Origin of the sequence: Achromobacter sp. NPDC058515 (assembly GCF_042721735.1) — a bacterium.
GTDB lineage: Bacteria > Pseudomonadota > Gammaproteobacteria > Burkholderiales > Burkholderiaceae_B > Achromobacter.
The window spans coordinates 1-18258 of sequence record NZ_JBHXNI010000002.1; the positions used below are offsets into that span (position 1 = coordinate 1).

The following is an 18258-nucleotide window of genomic DNA, read 5'->3' on the forward strand; positions in this document are numbered from 1 at the left end:
TCCGCGTGCCAAATTATCTGTCCCCCCGCAACGCTCACGGCCTAGTGGCCCACTCGCCCCCCACCACCCCCCCCCCGCGCGCCCCCCCGGGGGGGTGGGGCCCCCCCGCGGCGTTATGGCTTCTGGCTCAGGCGGCCGTCAGCGTGCCGTCGATCATGCGCGTCAGGCCCAGCGGATTGCCGTGCTTGATGCCGTCGGGCAGCAGGGCGTCGGGCAGGTCCTGATAGCAGACCGGACGCAGGAAACGGCGGATGGCGGTTGCGCCCACCGATGTGGACGCCGGGTTGGACGTGGCCGGGAAAGGGCCGCCGTGCACCATGGCGTGGCTGACCTCCACCCCGGTCGGATAGCCGTTGGCCAGGATGCGGCCGGCCTTGCGCTCCAGCACCGGCAGCAGCGTTTGCGCCAGCGCCACATCCGCGTCGTCGACGAACAGGGTGGCGGTGAGCTGGCCTTCTAGATGCTCGGCCACGGCCTTCATCTGCGCCGCGTCCTTGCACGCCACGACCAGCGAGGCCGGGCCGAACACCTCGGCTTCCAGCTCGCGGGAGGCCAGGAACTGGTCGGCAGCGGCGCCGAACACCACCGCGCCCGCCGCGTTGCAGGCGGGCTGCGAGGGCTCGCCGCGCCCCACCGTGGCGACGCTTGCGTGCCTGGCCAGGGCGTCCGCGCCTTGTTCATAGGCCGAGAAGATGCCCGGGGTGAGCATGGTGGCCGCGCCCTTGGCCTTCACGGCTTCGGCGGCCGCCTGACGGAAGCGGTCCAGCGCCGGGCCTTCGATGCCGATCACCAGGCCGGGGTTGGTGCAGAACTGGCCCACGCCCATGGTCAGCGAGTCCACGAAGCCGCGGGCGATGGATTCTGCGCGGGCTTCCAGGGCGGCGGGCATCAGGAACACCGGGTTGATGCTGGACATTTCCGCGTAGACGGGAATCGGCACCGGACGGGCATTGGCCGCGGTGACCAGCGCCAGCCCGCCGCGGCGCGAGCCCGTGAAGCCGACGGCCGCGATGGCCGGATGGATCACCAGCGCCGTGCCGATTTCATTGCCCGAACCGAACAGCAGCGAGAACGTGCCTTCGGGCAGGCCATGCTTGGCGACCGCCTGCTGGATCACGCGGCCCACCATTTCGGAGGTGCCGGGGTGGGCGTTGTGCGCCTTGACGATGACGGGGCAGCCGGCGGCCAGGGCCGATGCGGTGTCGCCCCCCGCGACGGAGAAGGCCAGCGGGAAGTTGCTGGCGCCGAACACGGCGACCGGGCCCAGCGGCACATTGGCCAGGCGCAGGTCCGCGCGCGGCAGGGGCTGGCGCTCGGGCAGCGCCGGGTCGATGGTGGCGTCCAGGAAGTAGCCGTCCCGCAGCACGCGGGCGAACAGGCGCAACTGGCCCACGGTGCGGCCGCGTTCGCCTTGCAGGCGCGCCAGCGGCAGGCCGGTTTCCTGGTGCGTGCGCTCGATCAGCGCGTCGCCCAGCTGGACGATGCCGTCGGCAATGCTCTCCAGGAACTGCGCCCGTGTTTCCAGGGGCGCGGCGCGATACGGGTCGAACGCGGCGCGGGCCAGCTCGGCCGCGCGCGCCACGTCGCTGGACGAACCGGCGGGAAAGCCAGGCTCCAGGCGTTCGCCCGTGGCGGGATTGATGGCGTGCTGGGCAGCGCCCGCGCCCAGGACGGGGGTCGAGCCGATCAACATCTGGCCGGTCAGGTTCATGCTTATCTCCAAAAAGTGCGGTTCCAGGGTTGCCGGTGTCTGACACCCACGGAAGGTCTGCTGCGGCTTGAGCCGGCGGGTGTCAGACACCGGTTTCGCCGCTTACTGCGCGCCTGATTTCTTGATCAGCGCGTTCAGCATTTCCAGCTCTTCGCCGGTCAGGTCGGTCAGCGGCGCGCGCACCGGGCCTGCATCGTGGCCGACCAGCTTGGCGCCGGCCTTGACGATGCTGACCGCGTAGCCGGCCTTGCGGTTGCGGATCTGCAGGTAGGGGAGGAAGAAGTCGTCCAGCAGGCGGTTGGTGGTGTCGTGGTCGCCGGAGGCGATGGCGCGGTAGAACTCCATGGCCATCTTGGGCACGAAGTTGAACACGGCCGACGAGTAGACCGGCACGCCCAGCGCGCGGTAGGCGGCTGCATAGACCTCCGCCGTGGGCAGGCCGCCCAGGTAGGAGAAGCGGTCGCCGAGCTTGCGGCGGATGCTGACCATGGCTTCGATGTCGCCCACGCCGTCCTTGAAGCCGACAAGGTTGGGGCAGCGGTCGGCCAGTTGCGCCAGGCTGTCCGCCGACAGGCGGGACTGGGCGCGGTTGTAGACGATGACGCCGATGTTGACGGCCTTGCAGACTTGTTCGACGTGCGCGGCGATGCCGTCTTGCGAGGCTTCGGTCAGGTAGTGCGGCAGCAGCAGGACGCCCTTGGCGCCCAGGCGTTCGGCTTCTTGCGCATAGGCAATGGCCGTGCGGGTGGGGCCGCCCGCGCCGGCCAGGATGGGCACCTTGCCGGCGCAGGTCTGGACCGCGGTGCGGATGACGTCCGAGTATTCCTTGGGAGCCAGGGAGAAGAACTCGCCCGTGCCGCCGGCGGCGAACAGGGCGGTGGCGCCGTAGGGGGCCAGCCATTCGAGGCGGGCCGCATAGCCCTTGGCGTTGAAGTCGCCGTTCTGGTCGAAGTCGGTCACGGGGAAGGACAGCAAGCCTTCCGAAACGATGTCCTTGAGTTCCTGCGGAGTCGTCATGTTGCGTTCATCCCTAAGTGGCCGTCGCAGGCCGCCTGAGGTGGGCCGCGGACGGGATGTGGTGACAAAAGGTATGTCATCGTACAACACGTAATTCCTGAGTTCAAGCCGTGTTGCCCTATGGCGTGATGCCTTTACCAGGGGAAACCCGCAATTTATTTCTGCCCCTGTTCGGCGATATTCTCTTGGTTGTACGATAACGTATCGGATGCCCGCAGCGCGGCGTCCATCAGCAGAGGATTCCCCATGCAGGTTGCGGCAGAGCAGGCGCCAGTACTCATCAAGATTCACCCCCAGGACAACGTGGCGATCGTGGCCAACGAAGGCGGGCTGGCCGCGGGCACCGTCCTGCCGGACGGCCTGCGGCTCGTGGAGGCGGTGCCGCAGGGGCACAAGGTTGCGCTGGCGGACTTGGCCGAGGGCGATGCCGTGGTGCGCTACAACGTGGTCGTGGGCTTTGCGGCCAAGGCCTTGCCGCGAGGCAGCTGGATCAACGAGCGCGTCACCACCATGCCTACCGCGCGCACCTTGCAGGACCTGCCGGTGTCGACGCGCATCGCGCCGCTGCCGCCGCTGGAGGGCTACACCTTCGAGGGCTTTCGCAACGCCGACGGCACGGTAGGCACGCGCAACATCCTCGCCATCACCACCACCGTGCAGTGCGTGCAGGGCGTGGTCGAGCACGCGGTCGCGCGCATCCGCCAGGAACTGCTGCCGCGCTACCCCAATGTGGACGACGTGGTCGGGCTGGAGCACACCTACGGCTGCGGCGTGGCCATCGACGCCCCCGGCGCGGCCATTCCGATTCGCACCCTGCACAACATCAGCCGCAACCCGAATTTCGGCGGCACGTCCATGGTGGTCAGCCTGGGCTGCGAAAAGCTGCAGCCGGACCGTCTGCTCGCGCCCAACGCCATCCCGATCCGGGCCGGCGAGGGCATGGGCGCCGACGGCGTGGACACCATCGTGCTGCAAGACGAAGAGAACATCGGCTTTGAATCGATGATTGCGCTGATCATGCGCACGGCCGAGCGCCATCTGCAAAAGCTGGATGCCCGCCGGCGCGAAACCTGCCCGGTGTCCGAGCTGACCGTGGGCGTGCAGTGCGGCGGCAGCGACGCGTTCTCCGGCGTCACCGCCAATCCGGCGGTGGGCTTTGCCACCGACCTGCTGGTGCGGGCGGGCGGCACCGTGATGTTCTCCGAGAACACCGAAGTGCGCGACGGCATCGACCAGCTGACCGCGCGCGCCGCCACGCCGGAAGTCGCCGACGCGCTCATCCGCGAGATGGCCTGGTACGACGAATACCTGCAGCGCGGCATGGCCGACCGCAGCGCCAACACCAGCCCCGGCAACAAGAAGGGCGGCTTGTCGAACATCGTGGAAAAGGCCATGGGCTCGATCGTGAAGTCGGGGTCGTCGCCCATCCATGGCGTGCTGTCGCCCGGCGACCGGCTCACGCGCAAGGGCCTGATCTTCGCCGCCACGCCGGCCAGCGACTTCATCTGCGGCACGCTGCAGCTGGCCGCCGGCATGAACCTGCATATTTTCACGACCGGCCGCGGCACGCCCTACGGGCTGGCCCAGGTGCCGGTGATCAAGGTGGCCACGCGCTCCAGCCTGGCGCGCCGCTGGCATGACCTGATGGACGTGGATGCGGGCGTCATCGCCACCGGCCAGGCCTCGATCGAGGAAGTGGGCTGGGAACTGTTCCGCCTGATGCTGGACGTGGCCAGCGGCAAGCAGCAGACCTGTGCCGAAAAGCTCAAGCTGCACAACGCCCTGGCGCTGTTTAATCCCGGCCCCGTGACCTGACGGCCGCCAGCGTCCTTCCGTAGCGCCATCGAAAAAAACACACAGAGGAGACCGCCGATGGAAAATGCCCCCCTTGTCCAGCCCGGACGCCGCCGGCTGCTGGGCGCCGCGCTTGCGCTGGGGCCCGCCAGCCTCGCGCAGGCGCAGTCCTTCAGCTTTACCCCGCAGCAACGCTACCCGGACCCCTCCGTCCGGATCCTGGACCCGGAGTTTTCCAAGTACCGCATCTACAGCAGCAGCGTGGAGCAGCTGGCCACGGGCTTTCGCTGGCTGGAAGGCCCGGTCTGGGTGGGCGACGGGCGCTACCTGCTGGTGTCGGACATCCCCAACGACCGCATCCTGCGCTGGGACGAAACCACCGGCGCGATCAGCGTGTTCCGTCAGCCGGCCAACTTCAGCAACGGCCTGGCGCGCGACCGCCAGGGGCGGCTGCTGGCCTGCGAACACCTGACGCGACGCGTCACGCGCACGGAATACGACGGCAGCATCACCGTGCTGGCCGACCGGTTTGACGGCAAGCGCTTCAATTCGCCGAACGACATCGTCTGCCAGCGCAACGGCGCGGTCTGGTTCACCGATCCGCCGTTCGGCATCGGCGGGCACTGGGAAGGCGACAAGGCCACGCCCGAGCTGCCGCACTCCGTCTACCGCATCGATCCGTCCGATGGCCGCGTGACGCGGGCCCTGGGCGATCTGGCCGGCCCCAACGGGCTGTGCTTCTCGCCCGACGAAAAGGTGCTTTACGTCGTGGAGTCCCGCCACCAGCCCAACCGCGTGGTCTGGGCCTACGACGTCGGCGCGGACGGCGGCTTGTCGGGCAAGCGCCTGCACATCGACGCCCAGGGCCCCGGCGCCATCGACGGCATCAAGTGCGACGAGGCGGGCAACCTGTGGTGCGGGTGGGGCAGCAACGGATCGCCGGACGCCAAGTCCGAAGAGCTGGACGGCGTGATGGTGTTCAACCCCGCCGGCAAGCCCATCGGCCATATCCGGCTGCCGGAACGCTGCGCCAACCTGTGCTTTGGCGGCGCCAAGCGCAACCGCCTTTTCATGGCCAGCAGCCATTCGCTCTATGCCCTGTACGTGGAGACGCGCGGCGCGGCATAGCGCTTTAACCGCGGTCGGGACAGGGCCGCGGACTTTTCAATAAACACATCAAACAGCGTGGAGACAGCATGAACCCGAGCAAGAGACAGTTCCTGGGCAGCGCCGCGGCGCTTTGCCTGACGCCGTGGGTGCCGGCATGGGCGCAACAATCGTCCGAATGGCCGACTCGGCCCGTGCGCATCATCGTGCCGTACCCGCCCGGCGGCTCGTCGGACATCATCGCCCGGATCCTCGCGCCCCGGCTGGCCGAAGCGCTCAAGCAGACCGTGGTGGTCGAGAACAAGCCCGGCGCCAACGGCAACCTGGGCGCCGGGCTCGTGGTGCAGTCGGCGCAGGAAGGCCATACGGTGCTGCTGTGCGACGTGGGCGCGCTGGCGATCAGCCCGTCCGTCTACACCAAGCTGACCTTCGACCCGTCCAAGGACCTGCGCGCCGTGGGCATGCTGGCCTATTCGCCGCACGTGCTCGCCGTGCATCCCGACGTCCCGGCCAAGACGGTGCAGGAGCTGGTCGCGCTGTCGAAGAAGCAGCGCCTGAACTTCGCCGTGACCGCGATCGGCAGCGCGCCGCACCTGGCTGCCGTGGCCGTGCAGCAGGCCACCGGCGCCCAATGGGAATACGTTCCGTACAAGGGCGGCTCGCAGGCGGTGACCGACACGATCGGCGGCCAGACGCAGGTCATCATGAACGGCCTCCTGGCCACGCTGCCGCACATCAAGGCGGGCAAGCTGCGCCCGATCGCGATCTCCAAGAGCGAACGCATGCAACTCGTGCCGGACATTCCGACCATCTCGGAGCAAGGCGTGGCCGGCTTTGAATCGGGCACCTGGCAGGGCGTGATGGCGCCTGTCGCCACGACGGATCCGGTCGCCAACCGCCTGTCTACGCTGATGGCGCAAATCGTCAACCAGCCCGACGTCAAGGCGCAGCTGAACGAGCAGGGCGCCGAGATCGTCACCCGCAATCCGGCCGAGCTTGCGCAGTTCTTCAGCAGCGAGCGCGCGCGTTGGGCCAAGGTGGTGCAGAGCACGGACATCCGGCTGGATTGAGCCCGGCCGCCAGCGGCATCCCCCCGCCTTGCGAGGGGCGGGGGATGGGCGCACACTGAGGCTGGAACCATCCAGGCGGAGTGTAGCGATGAAATCCCTGATCGCCGCGGCGGCATTGATGGCGCTGGCCTTCGGGCCGGCGCTGGCGCGGGACGCCATGCCTACCGTGCCGCGGCCGCCGCAATCCTCGCGCACCTTGCCCGACACCTGCCTGGGCACCTCCTGCCCGCGGGTGGTGGACCCCGGCAAGATCAACCGGGATTGCCTGGGCACCTCCTGCCCCGGGTCCCGCTACCCGCCCGCCGGGGCCTCCCCCGGCGGCGCGCCAGGCGGATCTGGATTGAAGGGCCCGGCCCAACCCAGGCTGCCTCCGATGCCGCCCCGTCCCGGCCAGCCGCCCATCGGGCCGCTGACGCCGGCGCCGGCGTTGCCGCGCTAGGCGCCGGGATCGGACGCATGACCCGATTCTTCGACGAGATCTCCCGCCAATTGCCCACGCCCAAACGGCAGTCTGCGCGGCACGCGCGCGCCAAGGCCTTCCGGTGCTACTGCGGGCAACCCATCTTCTTTTCCAATACCGAATGCCTGAACTGCCGCCGGCAACTGGGCTTTGATCCCAAGCGGGGCCACGTGCTGGCGCTGGATGAGGGCGGCGTCCCCGGCGCATGGCGCGTGGCGGGCAGGGCGCGCGGCAAGACGTTCAAGCGCTGCGCCAACTACCACATGCCGGCGCTGTGCAACTGGCTGGTGCCGGCGCATGCGCCGGATGCCCTGTGCGTCGCCTGCAGCCTGAACCGCACCATCCCCGACCTGTCCGTGCCGGAGAACGGCCCGCTGTGGTTCAAGGTGGAAGCGGCCAAGCGGCAGTTGATCGCCCAGCTGATAACCCTGGGCCTGCCGCTGCGGCGCTCGGCGGCGCCCGGCGACGGCGGCCTGGCGTTCGACCTGCTGGCCCCGGCCGCGGACGGCGCGCCGCTCCTGACCGGCCATGCCGGCGGGCTGATCACCATCAATATCCTGGAGGCGGACGACGCCTACCGCGTGCAGTTGCGGGAAGCCATGCGCGAGCCCTACCGGACCCTGCTGGGCCATTTTCGCCACGAGATCGGCCACTACTACTGGGACCATCTGATCGCCGGCAGCCCCTGGCTTGGGGCCTTCCGCCAGGTCTTCGGCGACGAGCGGGCCGATTACGCCCAGGCCTTGCGGCGCAACTACGAACCAGGCCCTCCCCCGGATTGGGCGGTGCACTACATCAGCACCTACGCGTCCTGCCATCCCTGGGAGGACTGGGCCGAGACCTGGGCGCACTACCTGCACATGATGGACACGCTGGACACGGCCATCAGCTTCGGCGTGACGCGCACTGCCGTCGAACAGGCCTACGAACCCTTCACCGTGGCCTCGCTCTACGACCCCGAGGACCCAGACGGGCAGTCCTTCCTGGACCTGGTCAATGCCTGGGTCGCGCTGACCGGCGTGCTCAACGAGCTGTCCCGCAGCATGGGGCAGCGCGACTTTTACCCGTTCGTCCTGCCGCGGGAAGTGGTCGGCAAGCTGCAGTTCGTGCATCGGGTGGTGAAGGGGGCGTCATGTGGAAAATAAACCGGCAAAAAAATTACGATAAAATTGCTTTTAAAGCTGAAAATCTCATTAATATCAGTAGATTGAATTTTATAAAAACCGGAAAATAAACCGGAAAAAATTTACGAAAAATGTACGAATCTCCGCACCAGTTCCTTCCGCTGCAACCCGCCGAGCACCGGCTCGAGACGTATCGCGAACGCGCGTCGATCATTGTGAACCGCGCAGCCGAGCTTGGGGGGCAGGCGCATTCCGTCACGCGCGAGGCGCTGCGGGAACTGCTTCGGAGCATGAACTCCTATTACAGCAACAGGATAGAAGGACAGAGCACCACGCCGAAGAACATTGATGCGGCCTTGCATCAGAATTTTTCCACTCGGCCAGAAATCGCGCGGCTGCAGCGTATCGCCGTGGCCCACATCGAAGCCGAAAAGGAGGTCGAGCGGCAGGCAATGACGGTTCAGCCTCTGGATGCAAGATTCATCACACTTGCGCATGGCGCGCTTTACAGCCGTCTTGGGCCCGCCGACCGAACGACCAGGGATGGACTGGTTGTCGAGCCAGCGATGCTTCGGCAGATGGACGTGACGGTTGGTCGCCACAACCCGCCCGCGTGGCAATCGCTCCCGCGGTTCATGGACACCTTCACTGAACACTATTCCCGGCCGAGACCAGCGGACTCACAGCTTATTGCCATCGCTTGCGCGCATCATCGCATGGCCTGGCTGCATCCGTTTGTGGACGGCAACGGGCGAGCCACCCGCTTGCAAACGCACGCAGCGATGTGGCCGATAACCAGGGGCCTATGGTCGGTCAATCGCGGATTGGCCAGGGGCGTGGAAGAATATTACGGGCACCTTGCCGCCGCTGATGCGCCTCGCCAAGGAGATCTGGATGGCCGGGGCAATCTGACGCAGAAAGGCCTTATTGAATGGGTCGATTATTTCTTGCGCGTTTGCGAGGATCAGGTCGCGTACATGTCTAGCATGCTCGCGCTGGATTCGATGAAAACGAAGATCAAAGCAGCGGTCCAGATCGAAGCAGCCAAGGGGCTGTTGCGTGAAGAAGCTGTTCTGCCCATTTACCACGTGTTCGCTGCGGGACCGGCCTCTCGTGGCGAATTCATTCAAATGACCGGCTTGGGCGAACGTACAGGCCGGTCAGTCTTGTCGGCGGCGTTGAAATGCGGGCTGGTGGCGTCCGAAACGTCACGAGCCCCGGTTCGATTCGCGTTTCCACTTGACGCACTGCCGGTGCTCCTGCCCGCCCTGTATGGCATCGGCGAGTAAAGCCGGGCGTCGCTGGGAAGGGGACAGCCCGCCCTAAGCGCCCGCCATTCGCAGCGCGGACCGGTAGGGCTCGGCCTGCGTCATCTGGCCCAGCACCTCGCGCAGGATGCCCTGCACGATCTTTACCGCCTGCGTCAGCGGCCGGCTGGAGGCGGTGGCCACCATCAGGCGGGTCGACAGGCCTGGATGGACGATCTTGCGGGCGATCAGCTTGCCCGAGGCGACTTCGCCGATGACGGCGGGCAGGCCCAGCACGGTATGGGCCAGGCCCTCGACGACGATTTCCTTCATCAGCTCCAGCGCGTCCATTTCAAACGCCACGTGCAATGGCACGCCGGTTTGCGCGGCGGCGTGCTCCAGCGTGCGGCGCAGGCCGTGGTTGCGGGTCGGCAGCGCCAGCGGCAGATCGCGCAGTTGCTCGAATTCGATGGACGGCATGGCGCGCGCGGCGGGCGAGAGGCTTTGGGGCGGGGACACCAGGGCCAGGTCCAGTTCGGCCAGGAGGTCCACCGCGATATGCTGCGAACGCCGCGCGTCGTGCAGCACCGCGATGTCGACCCGGGCGTTGGTCAGCCATTCATGCACGTAGCCGCTGTAGCCGGTGATGATGTTGAGCTGGATGCGCGGGTGCCGCTTCCAGACCTCCGCCACCAGCCGCATGCCCACCATGTGGCACAGCGTGGGGGTGAGCCCCAGGGTGACCTGGCCGGAGGGCGACTTCTGGTCGTCGTGGAATTCCGTGACGACATGGTCCATCTGGCGCAAAAGCGGCCTTAACCGGTCCAGCAGCCTTTCGCCGTCAGGCGTGAGCGATACGCCGCGCCCGTTGCGGTAGAGCAGGGCGCAGCCGCATTCGTCTTCCAGTTTCCTGACCTGCCGGCCCAGCGCCGACTGGGCGATGCCGAGCACGGATGCGGCCCTGGAGAAGCTGCCCTGGTCGGCGACGTGGATCAGGTTTTCGATCTTGCGTAAGTCCATCCCGGGTCCGTGGCGGGCGCCGTGCCGCGCTGTCTCTTTCTTGTATATCTGATAGCCAGAGTATGCCTAGTTGGCCTGTTGTTGCCAATCTAGAATGCCTTCGACTTTCCCCGCCAGAGACGACGCCGCCCATGACTTATGCCGCCGAACCGAACACCTCCGCCCATGCGCTGCTCAGGATCTTCGCCGCCAACGGCATCGACCGGGTCTTCGTCGTGCCGGGCGAAAGCTATCTGGGCGTGCTGGACGCGCTGCATGACTTTCCCCGGATAGACGTGGTGACCTGCCGCCACGAGGGCGGCGCGGCCTTCATGGCGGGGGCCGACGCCCGGCTGACGGGCCGGCCGGGCGTCGCGATGGTGTCGCGCGGGCCTGGCGCCGCGAACGCCTGCATCGGCGTGCATGCCGCGCAGCAGGACGCCGTGCCGATGATCCTGCTGATCGGGCAGGTCCCGAAGAAGGACGTGCGCAAGGAAGCCTTCCAGGAGATCGATTACCAGAAGATGTTCGGCTCGATGGCCAAGTGGGTGGTCGAGGTGTCTGCCCCCGAGGACCTGGCGGCCGCGGCCTTCAAGGCCATCCGGGTGGCGACGGCGGGCACGCCGGGGCCGGTGGTGATGGTGGTGCCCGAGGACGTGCAGCAGGCGGCGGTGGCCCAGCCCGTATGGGTCGCCGCGCCGGAAAGCCCCGCGCAGCCGGCCGCCGCGGCGCTGGACCGGATTCATGGCCTGCTGGCCCAGGCGCGCAGGCCGCTGATCATCGCCGGCGGCGCGTTCAACCGGGCGGGCGGGCGAGAGGCGCTGCGGCGCCTGGCCGAGCGGCACACGATCCCCGTGGCGGTGTCTTTCCGTCAGCACGACCTCTTTCCCAACGCGCATGTCTTGTATGCCGGCGACCTGGACCTGGCGACGCAAGCCGCCCAGGTCTCCGCGTGGAATTCCAGCGACCTGATCCTGGCGTTGGGCACGCGCCTGGGCGACATCACGACGCAGGGCTACGCTTTTCCCGCCCATCCCAAGCCGTCGCAGACGCTGGTGCATTGCTATCCCGACCCGCACATCGTCAACCAGCACTTTGCCGCCGACGTGGGCGTGGCGGCGGACCCGGCGGCCACCGCGGACGCGCTGGCCGACCTGCCCGCGACGGGCCTGGGACTGGCGCGGGACGACTGGGCCGCCTCGCTGCGCGCCATCCGCGAGCGCAACGCCGCGTGGCCAGACCCCGAGGCCGATGACGGCGTCCCGTTCGTGGCGGTGGTGCGGGCGCTGGCGGCGCAGGCGCCCGCCGACGTGGCGATATGCCTGGATGCGGGCACCTTCGCGGCGCCCGTGTACCGCCACTTTCCCTTTGCGTACCCGCAGCGGCTGATGGCGTCGCAATCCGGCGCGATGGGCTACGGCACGCCGGCCGCGATCGCCGCGCAGCTGCGCGATCCGGGGCGCAAAGTGGTGTGCATGGTGGGCGACGGCGGCTTTCTGATGACCGGCAACGAGATGGCGGCGGCGGCCGAGCGGGGGCTGCCCATTCTGTTCATCGTGTCCAACAACAATTGCTACGGATCGATCCGCCTGCACCAGGCGCGCACCTACCCGGGCCGCTATGTGGGCACGAATTTGGCCAGCCCGGATTTCACGATGATGGCGCGCGCCTTTGGCGTGCGGGCCGAGTACCTGACGCGGGCCGACCAAGTGCACGACGCCATCGCGCGCGGCCTGGCCTCGGACGCGCCGTACCTGCTGGAAGTGCGCACCAGCCTGGGCGCCATCCTGCCGCCGGGCGTGAGCCACGCGGCAGGCATCGACCTGCTGCCGCGCGGCGACTGATCCCGAGGCGCCGCCCGGCGTCCGGCGGCGGCCCTCATTGCCGGTAGCCGGGATCCTTGCGGTCCATCAGCCGCAGCATGGCCGGCCATTCCATTTCGCCAAACGGGCGGCGGGTCCCGGGCTGGTACAGATGCCAGGTCTTCTCGACGACTTCCGGCGGCGGCAGGCAGAGCTCGCGGTTGGCGCTCAGCGCATCCACCTGCGCCTTGCACGCCATTTCCAGCCAGTACAGCGTGTTGAACGCCTGGGCGATGCTGGGCCCCGCGGCCAGCAGGCCGTGGTTGCGCAGGATCATCGCCTCGGACGCGCCCAGGTCCGCCACCAGGCGTTCGCGCTCGTCCAGGTCGATGGCCACGCCTTCGTAGTCGTGGTACGGAATCCGGGCAAAGCGCATCGCGGTCTGCGTCAGCGGCAGCAAGCCGCATTTCAGCGCCGATACCGCCATGCCGGCCCGCGTGTGGGTGTGGATCACGCATTGCACGTCGTGGCGCGCGCCATGCACCGCGCTATGGATCACATAGCCGGCGGCGTTGATGCCGTAGCCGGAGGGTTGGCCGAGGATGTTGCCGGCCAGGTCTATCCTGATCAGGCTGGACGCCGTGATCTCGTCGTACATCATGCCGTAGGGATTGATCAGCAGCTCGTCGTCCGTGCCGGGGATGCGGGCGGTGATGTGGTTGTAGACCAGGTCGCTCATGCCGAAATGCGATACCAGCCGGTAGCAGGCGGCCAGTTGGATGCGGGTGTCCCATTCCTGGGGGCTCATGTCTGAAGGCGGGTGCATGGTGGGCGGTTCCTGTTCAGTCGGTGGCTTTCACATTGAATTCGCGGACGACATCGCCCCACGATTCGTACTCGGTCTTCATCATGGCGCCAAAGCTCGCGGGCGACGCGGTGGTGCGGACCTGGGCGCCCAGGTCCGCCAGCTTGTCGCGGACGGCGGGGTCGGCCAGGACCGCATTCATTTCGCGGGCCAGCCTGTCCTGGACGGCGGGGGGAATGCCGGCGGGCGCGATCAGCCCCAGCCAGGCGCCCATGTCGAATCCCGGGAATCCCTGTTCCGCCACCGTGGCCACGTCCGGCAGCACGGGTACGCGTTCCGACGTGCTGACCGCCAGCGCCTTGAGCCGTCCAGCCTTCACCATCGCCAGCGACGACACCATGGTGTCGAACGTGGCGTAGGTGCGTCCGCCGACGATGTCTGTCTGCGCCTGGCTGCTGCCCTTGTACGGCACGTGGACCATGGCGGCGCCGGCCTTGGACAGCAGCACGGAGGTCACCAGATGGCTGGTCGTGCCGACTCCCGTGGTGGCGTAGGTGTATTGATTGGGCTTGGCCTTCACGGCGGCCAGGAACTCGGTCAGGTTGCGGGCCGGATTCTCCGGGCTGACGACGAACAGATACGGCAGCCACGTGATCAGGCCGATGGGGGCGAAGTCCTTGCGCGCGTCGTAGTTCAGGTTGGGATAGACATGCGGATTGATCGCCTGCGGGGCGGACGCCCCGATCATCAGCGTGTAGCCGTCGGCCTTGGCGCGGGCGCCCAGGCCCGCCGCGATGGAGCCGCCGGCGCCCGGCTTGTTCTCGACGATGAACTGCTGGCCCATGCGCTGGGCCAGGCGTTCGCCCAGCATCCGCGCCACCGTGTCGGTCGCCGTGCCGGGCGGAAAGCCGACCAGGATCGTGACGGGTTTGGCGGGATAAGGCGCCTCCTGGGCCAGGACGGCGCCGCTGGGGGCCCATAGTGTGGCGGCCAGCGTCAGGGCCAGCGTCGTTGCGTAGCGCATCGTTGTCTCTCCAGTCATGGTTCCGATGGCGGGAGAGCGCTTGCGCCGGCCCGCATCGGGTCCGGCTCCTCTTCCAAACCCGATGCCGTCCAAGGTGGCACAAGGGGCTGGCGGGTTCAATGACGCAGCGGGCCAAGCAGATAGCGCGAAACGGCATGGAAGGGGCCGTGCGCGGCCCCTCCTGCGCTCATTGCCGGGCCTGGGCGGCCTGGCGGATGCCCATCAGCGTTTCGCCCGGAGCGATGCCGTCGGCGTCATAGCGGATTTCCAGCAGGGCAGGCAGGCTTTCGCGTTCCGCGTAGGCCAGCGCGCGCTCGAAGGCCGGGCCAAAGTCGGCGGTGTGCTCGACGGCCTCGCCGTAGCCGCCGTAGCCGCGGATGATCTGCGTGAAGTCCGGGTTCTCGAAGCCCAGGGCGATCGGGCGCGCCGGGAACTCGCGTTCCTGATGCGCGCGGATCGTGCCCCACATGCCGTTGTTGAACACCAGCACGACCACGCCCAGGCGGTACTGCATGGCCACGCCGAGCTCCTGCATGTTCATCTGGAAGCAGCCGTCGCCGGCGTAGCAGACCACGGCGCGCCCGCGGTCTTCAAGCTTGGCGGAAATGGCTGCCGGCAGCCCGTAGCCCATGGAGCCGACCGTGGGCGTCAGGCTGGTGCCCGGGCCGGTGTAGCGGCGGTAGCGGTGCGGATACAGAGCGTAGTTGCCCGCACCCACGGTGACGCAGGCGTCGGCCGGCAGGTGCGCGTCGACGTAGGCGGCAGCCGCGTCCAGGCTCATCGGGCCGGGCGAGGGCAGGGGCGCGAGGCTGTCGACGAGTTCCCGATGGGCGGCGCGCACGGCGTCGGCCCGCGGCCTGGCATGGCCGGGCTTCAGGGCCGCCACGCTGGCGGCAAAGCTGGCCGTGTCGGCCACGATGGCCTGGGTGGGCGAGTACACGCGGCCCAGCTCGGCCGCGTCGGGGTAGACATGGATGAGCTTCTGGCGCGGCAGCGGGCTCTCGATGAGGGTATAGCCTTCAGTGGTGGCTTCTCCCAGGCGCGTGCCCACCGCCAGCACCAGGTCGGCGTCGCGCAGTCGCTGGCGCAGCGCGGGCGTCATGGCCCAGCCGACATGGCCGGCCGCATTGGGATGGCGCTGGTCGAAGCACTCCAGGCGGCGCCATGCCGTGCCCACCGGCAGTTCGAAGCGTTCGGCGAAGCCGGCGATCTGGTCGATAGCGCCCTGGCGCCAGCCGTTGCCGCCCAGGAGCAGGAAGGGACGCTCGGCCGCGTCCAGCAGCTCGGTCATGCGCGCCAGGTCGGCCGCGCCCGGGTGGCTGTGCATGCGGGGGTAGCGCGGCAGGTCGGCCACGCGGGCGCGGCCCCACAGCGTGTCTTCGGGCAACGCCAGCACCACCGGGCCGGGGCGGCCGCTGGTGGCCACCGCGAAGGCGCGCGAGATGAATTCGGGGATGCGGTCGGTGCGGTCGATCTGCGCGACCCACTTGGCCATCTGGCCGAACATGCGGCGGTAGTCGATCTCCTGGAATGCCTCGCGCTCCATGAAGTCGTTGCCGACCTGTCCGACGAACAGGATCATCGGCGTGGAGTCCTGGAACGCGGTGTGCACGCCGATGCTGGCGTTGGTGGCGCCCGGGCCGCGGGTGACAAAGCAGATGCCGGGCTCGCCCGTCAGCTTGCCATAGGCCTCGGCCATGTAGGCGGCGCCGCTTTCCTGGCGGCAGACGACAGGCTCGATCGCATCGGTGTGCTCGTTCAGCGCGTCGATGCAGGGCAGGTAGCTTTCGCCCGGGATCATGAACACACGGCGCGCCCCATGGATGCGCAGCTGCTGCATCAGGATCTGCCCGCCATTGCGTTCGGGAATTGCGGCTGACGTCATGCGGAGTCTCCTTGTTGCGTAGCGGCCTGCGCGCGGCGCCCGGCGGCCCATTGCTCGAATTGGCGATGGCGCGCCAGCAGGCGGCGCGCAGTGTTGTAGGTAGGGGGATCGATGCGTTCGGCGTCATGCCGTCCGGCGCGCTGCGCCTCGTAGCGGGCGACGCAGTCCAGGGCGGCGGCGACTTCGTCGGGCGCGGGGGTGAACACCGCATGAATCATGGGCACCTGTTCGGCTACGGTCGCGCACTTGGATTTCAGGCCCAGGCGGCGCGCCCAGCGCACGTCGGCTTCCAGCGCCGGCAGGTCGCGGTAGTTGAACGGACAGTCGATGGGCAGGCAGCCCGCCGCCGTGCAGTCCACCAGGAAGCGGGCGCGCAGGTGGTGCAGCTCGATCCCGTCCTTGCCGCGTTCCGCGCCCAGGCTGGCCGTCAGGTCCTCGGCCGCGAGCAGGCAGGCGGCCACGCGCGGGCTGGCGGTCAGGATGTCGTAGGCGCGGTGCACGCCCAGGGCGGATTCCAGCGTGGGCACGATCTCGGTGCCGCCGGCGGGCAGGCCCAGCTCTGCTTCCAGCGCGGCGATGGCCTGGTCCAGCGCGACGATCTGCGCCGCGCTTTCCGCATGCGGCAAGAAGACGGCGTCCGGCGCGCCCGGCATCACGCCGCGCAGGTCCGCCAGGCCGTCGTCTTCCAGCTTGTTGATGCGCACGGCGGCCACCACGCCGCGAGCGCGGCACTCGGAAAACAGCGCCGCGATGCGCGGGCGGGCAGCGGGCCGCTCCGCGGGCGCGGTGAACTCCTCCAGATCGGCCACCAGGGCGTCGGCGCCGCTGGCCAGGCCCGCGGCCTGGGCCGCGGCGTCCATGCCGGGCACGAACATCCAGCTGCGGCGCAGGGCCGGGGGACGGCGGAGATGGGTAGCAGGGGTCATTGCACATGCCTCGGCAGAAACAGCACCAGTTCGGGAACGAAGGTCAGAAGCAGCATGACCGCGGTCATGGCCAGCATCATCCAGGACAGCGGACGCAGGGTCTGCATCATGTTGATGCCGCCGATCTTGCATGCGGCCATGAGGTCCACCCCGACCGGCGGCGTGTTCGCGCCGATCGCCATGTTGATCGACAGCAGGATGCCGAAGTGGACCGGGTCGATGTTGTAGTGGGCCAGCACCGGCATCACGACCGGCGCCACGATGATGATGACCGGGATAGCCTCCATGAAGGTCCCGAGCAGCAGCAGCACCACGGTCAGCACCAGCAGCACGGCGACCTTGCTGTCGGTCCAATCGACCAGCAGCGCCGACAAAGCCTGCGGCACCTGCTCGGCCACCAGCACCCAGGCGAAGAGCCCGGACGCGCCGATGATCAGCAGGATGGACGCGCTGCTTTCGCCGGTGGACTTGAGGTTGTCCCACAGCGATTTGACGCTCAGCGTGCGATACCAGAAAAAGCCGATCAGCAAGGCATAGACGATGGCGCTGGAGGCGGCCTCGGTGGCCGTGAAGATCCCGAAGCGGATGCCGCCGATGATCAGCACCGGCACCATCAGCGCGGGCAGGGCGTCGAAGGCGGCGGCGCGCAGCTCTCCCCAGGAGAACGGCTGGCCGCCGGCCCAGTTGTGCTTGCGCGACTGCCAGATGGCCACGACGATCAGGGACAGTCCCAGCAGGATGCCTGGGATGATGCCGGCCACGAACAGCTTGCCCACCGAGGTGTCGGTGATGGTGCCGTAGACGATCAGCACGATGCTGGGCGGGATGATGGTGGACGTGGCGCCCGCGCTGCCGACCAGCGCGCACGAAAAGCCCTTGTCGTAGCCGCTGCGCGCCATGGCCGGCAGCAGCAGGCTGCCGATGGCGACCACGTCGGCCACGCCGGACCCGGACAGGGCGCCGAACATCAGGCAGGCCAGCACCGCGACCACGGCCAGGCCGCCCTTGATGTCGCCGACGATGGCGGCGCACAGCCGCACGATGCGCTGGGTCAGCCCGGCGCTGTTCATCAGCTGCGCCGCCAGGATGAACAGCGGGATCGCCAGCAGCGTGAAACTGTCGAGTCCCACCACGTACTGCTGGGCCGCGACCATCAGGGGCGCGGAGTCATAGACCGCCAGGTAGGCCAGGCAGGACAGCACCAGGCCGAACGCGATGGGCATGTCGATCAGCACGGTGATCGTGAACACGCCCATAAGAAAGAGAGCACCCGAAGACATCTTGTTG

At 68.3% G+C, this 18258-nt stretch carries 15 protein-coding genes; 7 read left to right on the forward strand and 8 right to left on the reverse strand.

Translation table 11 applies throughout. The annotated features are described in order from the left end of the window. Window positions 1-127: 127 nt before the first annotated feature. Window positions 128-1711 carry an aldehyde dehydrogenase (NADP(+)) gene (locus ACFWP0_RS03275; protein ID WP_377839648.1) on the reverse strand — a complete coding sequence of 528 codons (1584 nt, stop codon included), beginning with the start codon at window positions 1709-1711 and terminating at the stop codon, window positions 128-130. A gap of 102 nt (window positions 1712-1813) precedes the next feature. After that, window positions 1814-2728, reverse strand: a complete 915-nt coding sequence (gene kdgD / locus ACFWP0_RS03280; RefSeq protein ID WP_377839650.1) for a 5-dehydro-4-deoxyglucarate dehydratase — start codon at window positions 2726-2728, stop codon at window positions 1814-1816. 246 nt (window positions 2729-2974) lie between these two features. Here kdgD and garD point away from each other — a divergent pair, with 246 nt between their 5' ends. The 6 genes from garD (at window position 2975) to ACFWP0_RS03310 (ending at window position 9572) form a co-directional block, all read left to right on the forward strand. After that, window positions 2975-4543 carry a galactarate dehydratase gene (gene garD / locus ACFWP0_RS03285; protein ID WP_377839651.1) on the forward strand — a complete coding sequence of 523 codons (1569 nt, stop codon included), beginning with the start codon at window positions 2975-2977 and terminating at the stop codon, window positions 4541-4543. A gap of 57 nt (window positions 4544-4600) precedes the next feature. Further along, window positions 4601-5650, forward strand: a complete 1050-nt coding sequence (locus tag ACFWP0_RS03290; protein WP_377839652.1) for an SMP-30/gluconolactonase/LRE family protein — start codon at window positions 4601-4603, stop codon at window positions 5648-5650. A 68-nt stretch (window positions 5651-5718) separates the two neighbouring features. Beyond that, the gene (locus ACFWP0_RS03295; RefSeq protein ID WP_377839654.1) at window positions 5719-6699 is read left to right on the forward strand and encodes a Bug family tripartite tricarboxylate transporter substrate binding protein; all 981 of its coding nucleotides are present in this window, start codon (window positions 5719-5721) and stop codon (window positions 6697-6699) included. An 88-nt stretch (window positions 6700-6787) separates the two neighbouring features. After that, entirely contained in the window at window positions 6788-7138 is a 351-nt protein-coding gene (locus tag ACFWP0_RS03300) for a hypothetical protein (protein ID WP_377839655.1), read from the forward strand. A gap of 17 nt (window positions 7139-7155) precedes the next feature. Then, the gene (locus ACFWP0_RS03305; RefSeq protein WP_377839656.1) at window positions 7156-8304 is read left to right on the forward strand and encodes a putative zinc-binding metallopeptidase; all 1149 of its coding nucleotides are present in this window, start codon (window positions 7156-7158) and stop codon (window positions 8302-8304) included. 110 nt (window positions 8305-8414) lie between these two features. Then, window positions 8415-9572 carry a Fic family protein gene (locus tag ACFWP0_RS03310; RefSeq protein ID WP_377839657.1) on the forward strand — a complete coding sequence of 386 codons (1158 nt, stop codon included), beginning with the start codon at window positions 8415-8417 and terminating at the stop codon, window positions 9570-9572. 33 nt (window positions 9573-9605) lie between these two features. Here ACFWP0_RS03310 and ACFWP0_RS03315 read toward each other — a convergent pair whose 3' ends face one another. Next, window positions 9606-10550, reverse strand: coding sequence for a LysR family transcriptional regulator (locus ACFWP0_RS03315; protein ID WP_377839659.1), 945 nt, complete (start codon window positions 10548-10550; stop codon window positions 9606-9608). 131 nt (window positions 10551-10681) lie between these two features. Here ACFWP0_RS03315 and ACFWP0_RS03320 point away from each other — a divergent pair, with 131 nt between their 5' ends. After that, the gene (locus ACFWP0_RS03320; protein ID WP_377839661.1) at window positions 10682-12373 is read left to right on the forward strand and encodes a thiamine pyrophosphate-dependent enzyme; all 1692 of its coding nucleotides are present in this window, start codon (window positions 10682-10684) and stop codon (window positions 12371-12373) included. Between the two features lie 34 nt (window positions 12374-12407). On the opposite strand, the gene ACFWP0_RS03325 is transcribed toward ACFWP0_RS03320, so the two are convergent. From ACFWP0_RS03325 to ACFWP0_RS03345, 5 genes are all read right to left on the reverse strand, one after another. Then, entirely contained in the window at window positions 12408-13157 is a 750-nt protein-coding gene (locus ACFWP0_RS03325; protein WP_377839662.1) for a class II aldolase/adducin family protein, read from the reverse strand. A 16-nt stretch (window positions 13158-13173) separates the two neighbouring features. Continuing rightward, window positions 13174-14160, reverse strand: coding sequence for a Bug family tripartite tricarboxylate transporter substrate binding protein (locus ACFWP0_RS03330; RefSeq protein WP_377839663.1), 987 nt, complete (start codon window positions 14158-14160; stop codon window positions 13174-13176). Between the two features lie 187 nt (window positions 14161-14347). Then, on the reverse strand, window positions 14348-16045 hold the full coding sequence (locus ACFWP0_RS03335) for a thiamine pyrophosphate-binding protein (RefSeq protein WP_377839665.1): 1698 nt from the start codon (window positions 16043-16045) through the stop codon (window positions 14348-14350). Then, window positions 16042-16971: an HpcH/HpaI aldolase/citrate lyase family protein gene (locus ACFWP0_RS03340; RefSeq protein WP_377839666.1), complete on the reverse strand. Its 930-nt coding sequence runs from the start codon at window positions 16969-16971 to the stop codon at window positions 16042-16044. Before ACFWP0_RS03340 ends, ACFWP0_RS03335 begins: the two co-directional genes overlap by 4 nt. Further along, window positions 16968-18251, reverse strand: coding sequence for a TRAP transporter large permease (locus ACFWP0_RS03345; protein ID WP_377839668.1), 1284 nt, complete (start codon window positions 18249-18251; stop codon window positions 16968-16970). The genes ACFWP0_RS03340 and ACFWP0_RS03345 overlap by 4 nt, the downstream gene beginning before the upstream one ends. Window positions 18252-18258 lie beyond the last annotated feature (7 nt).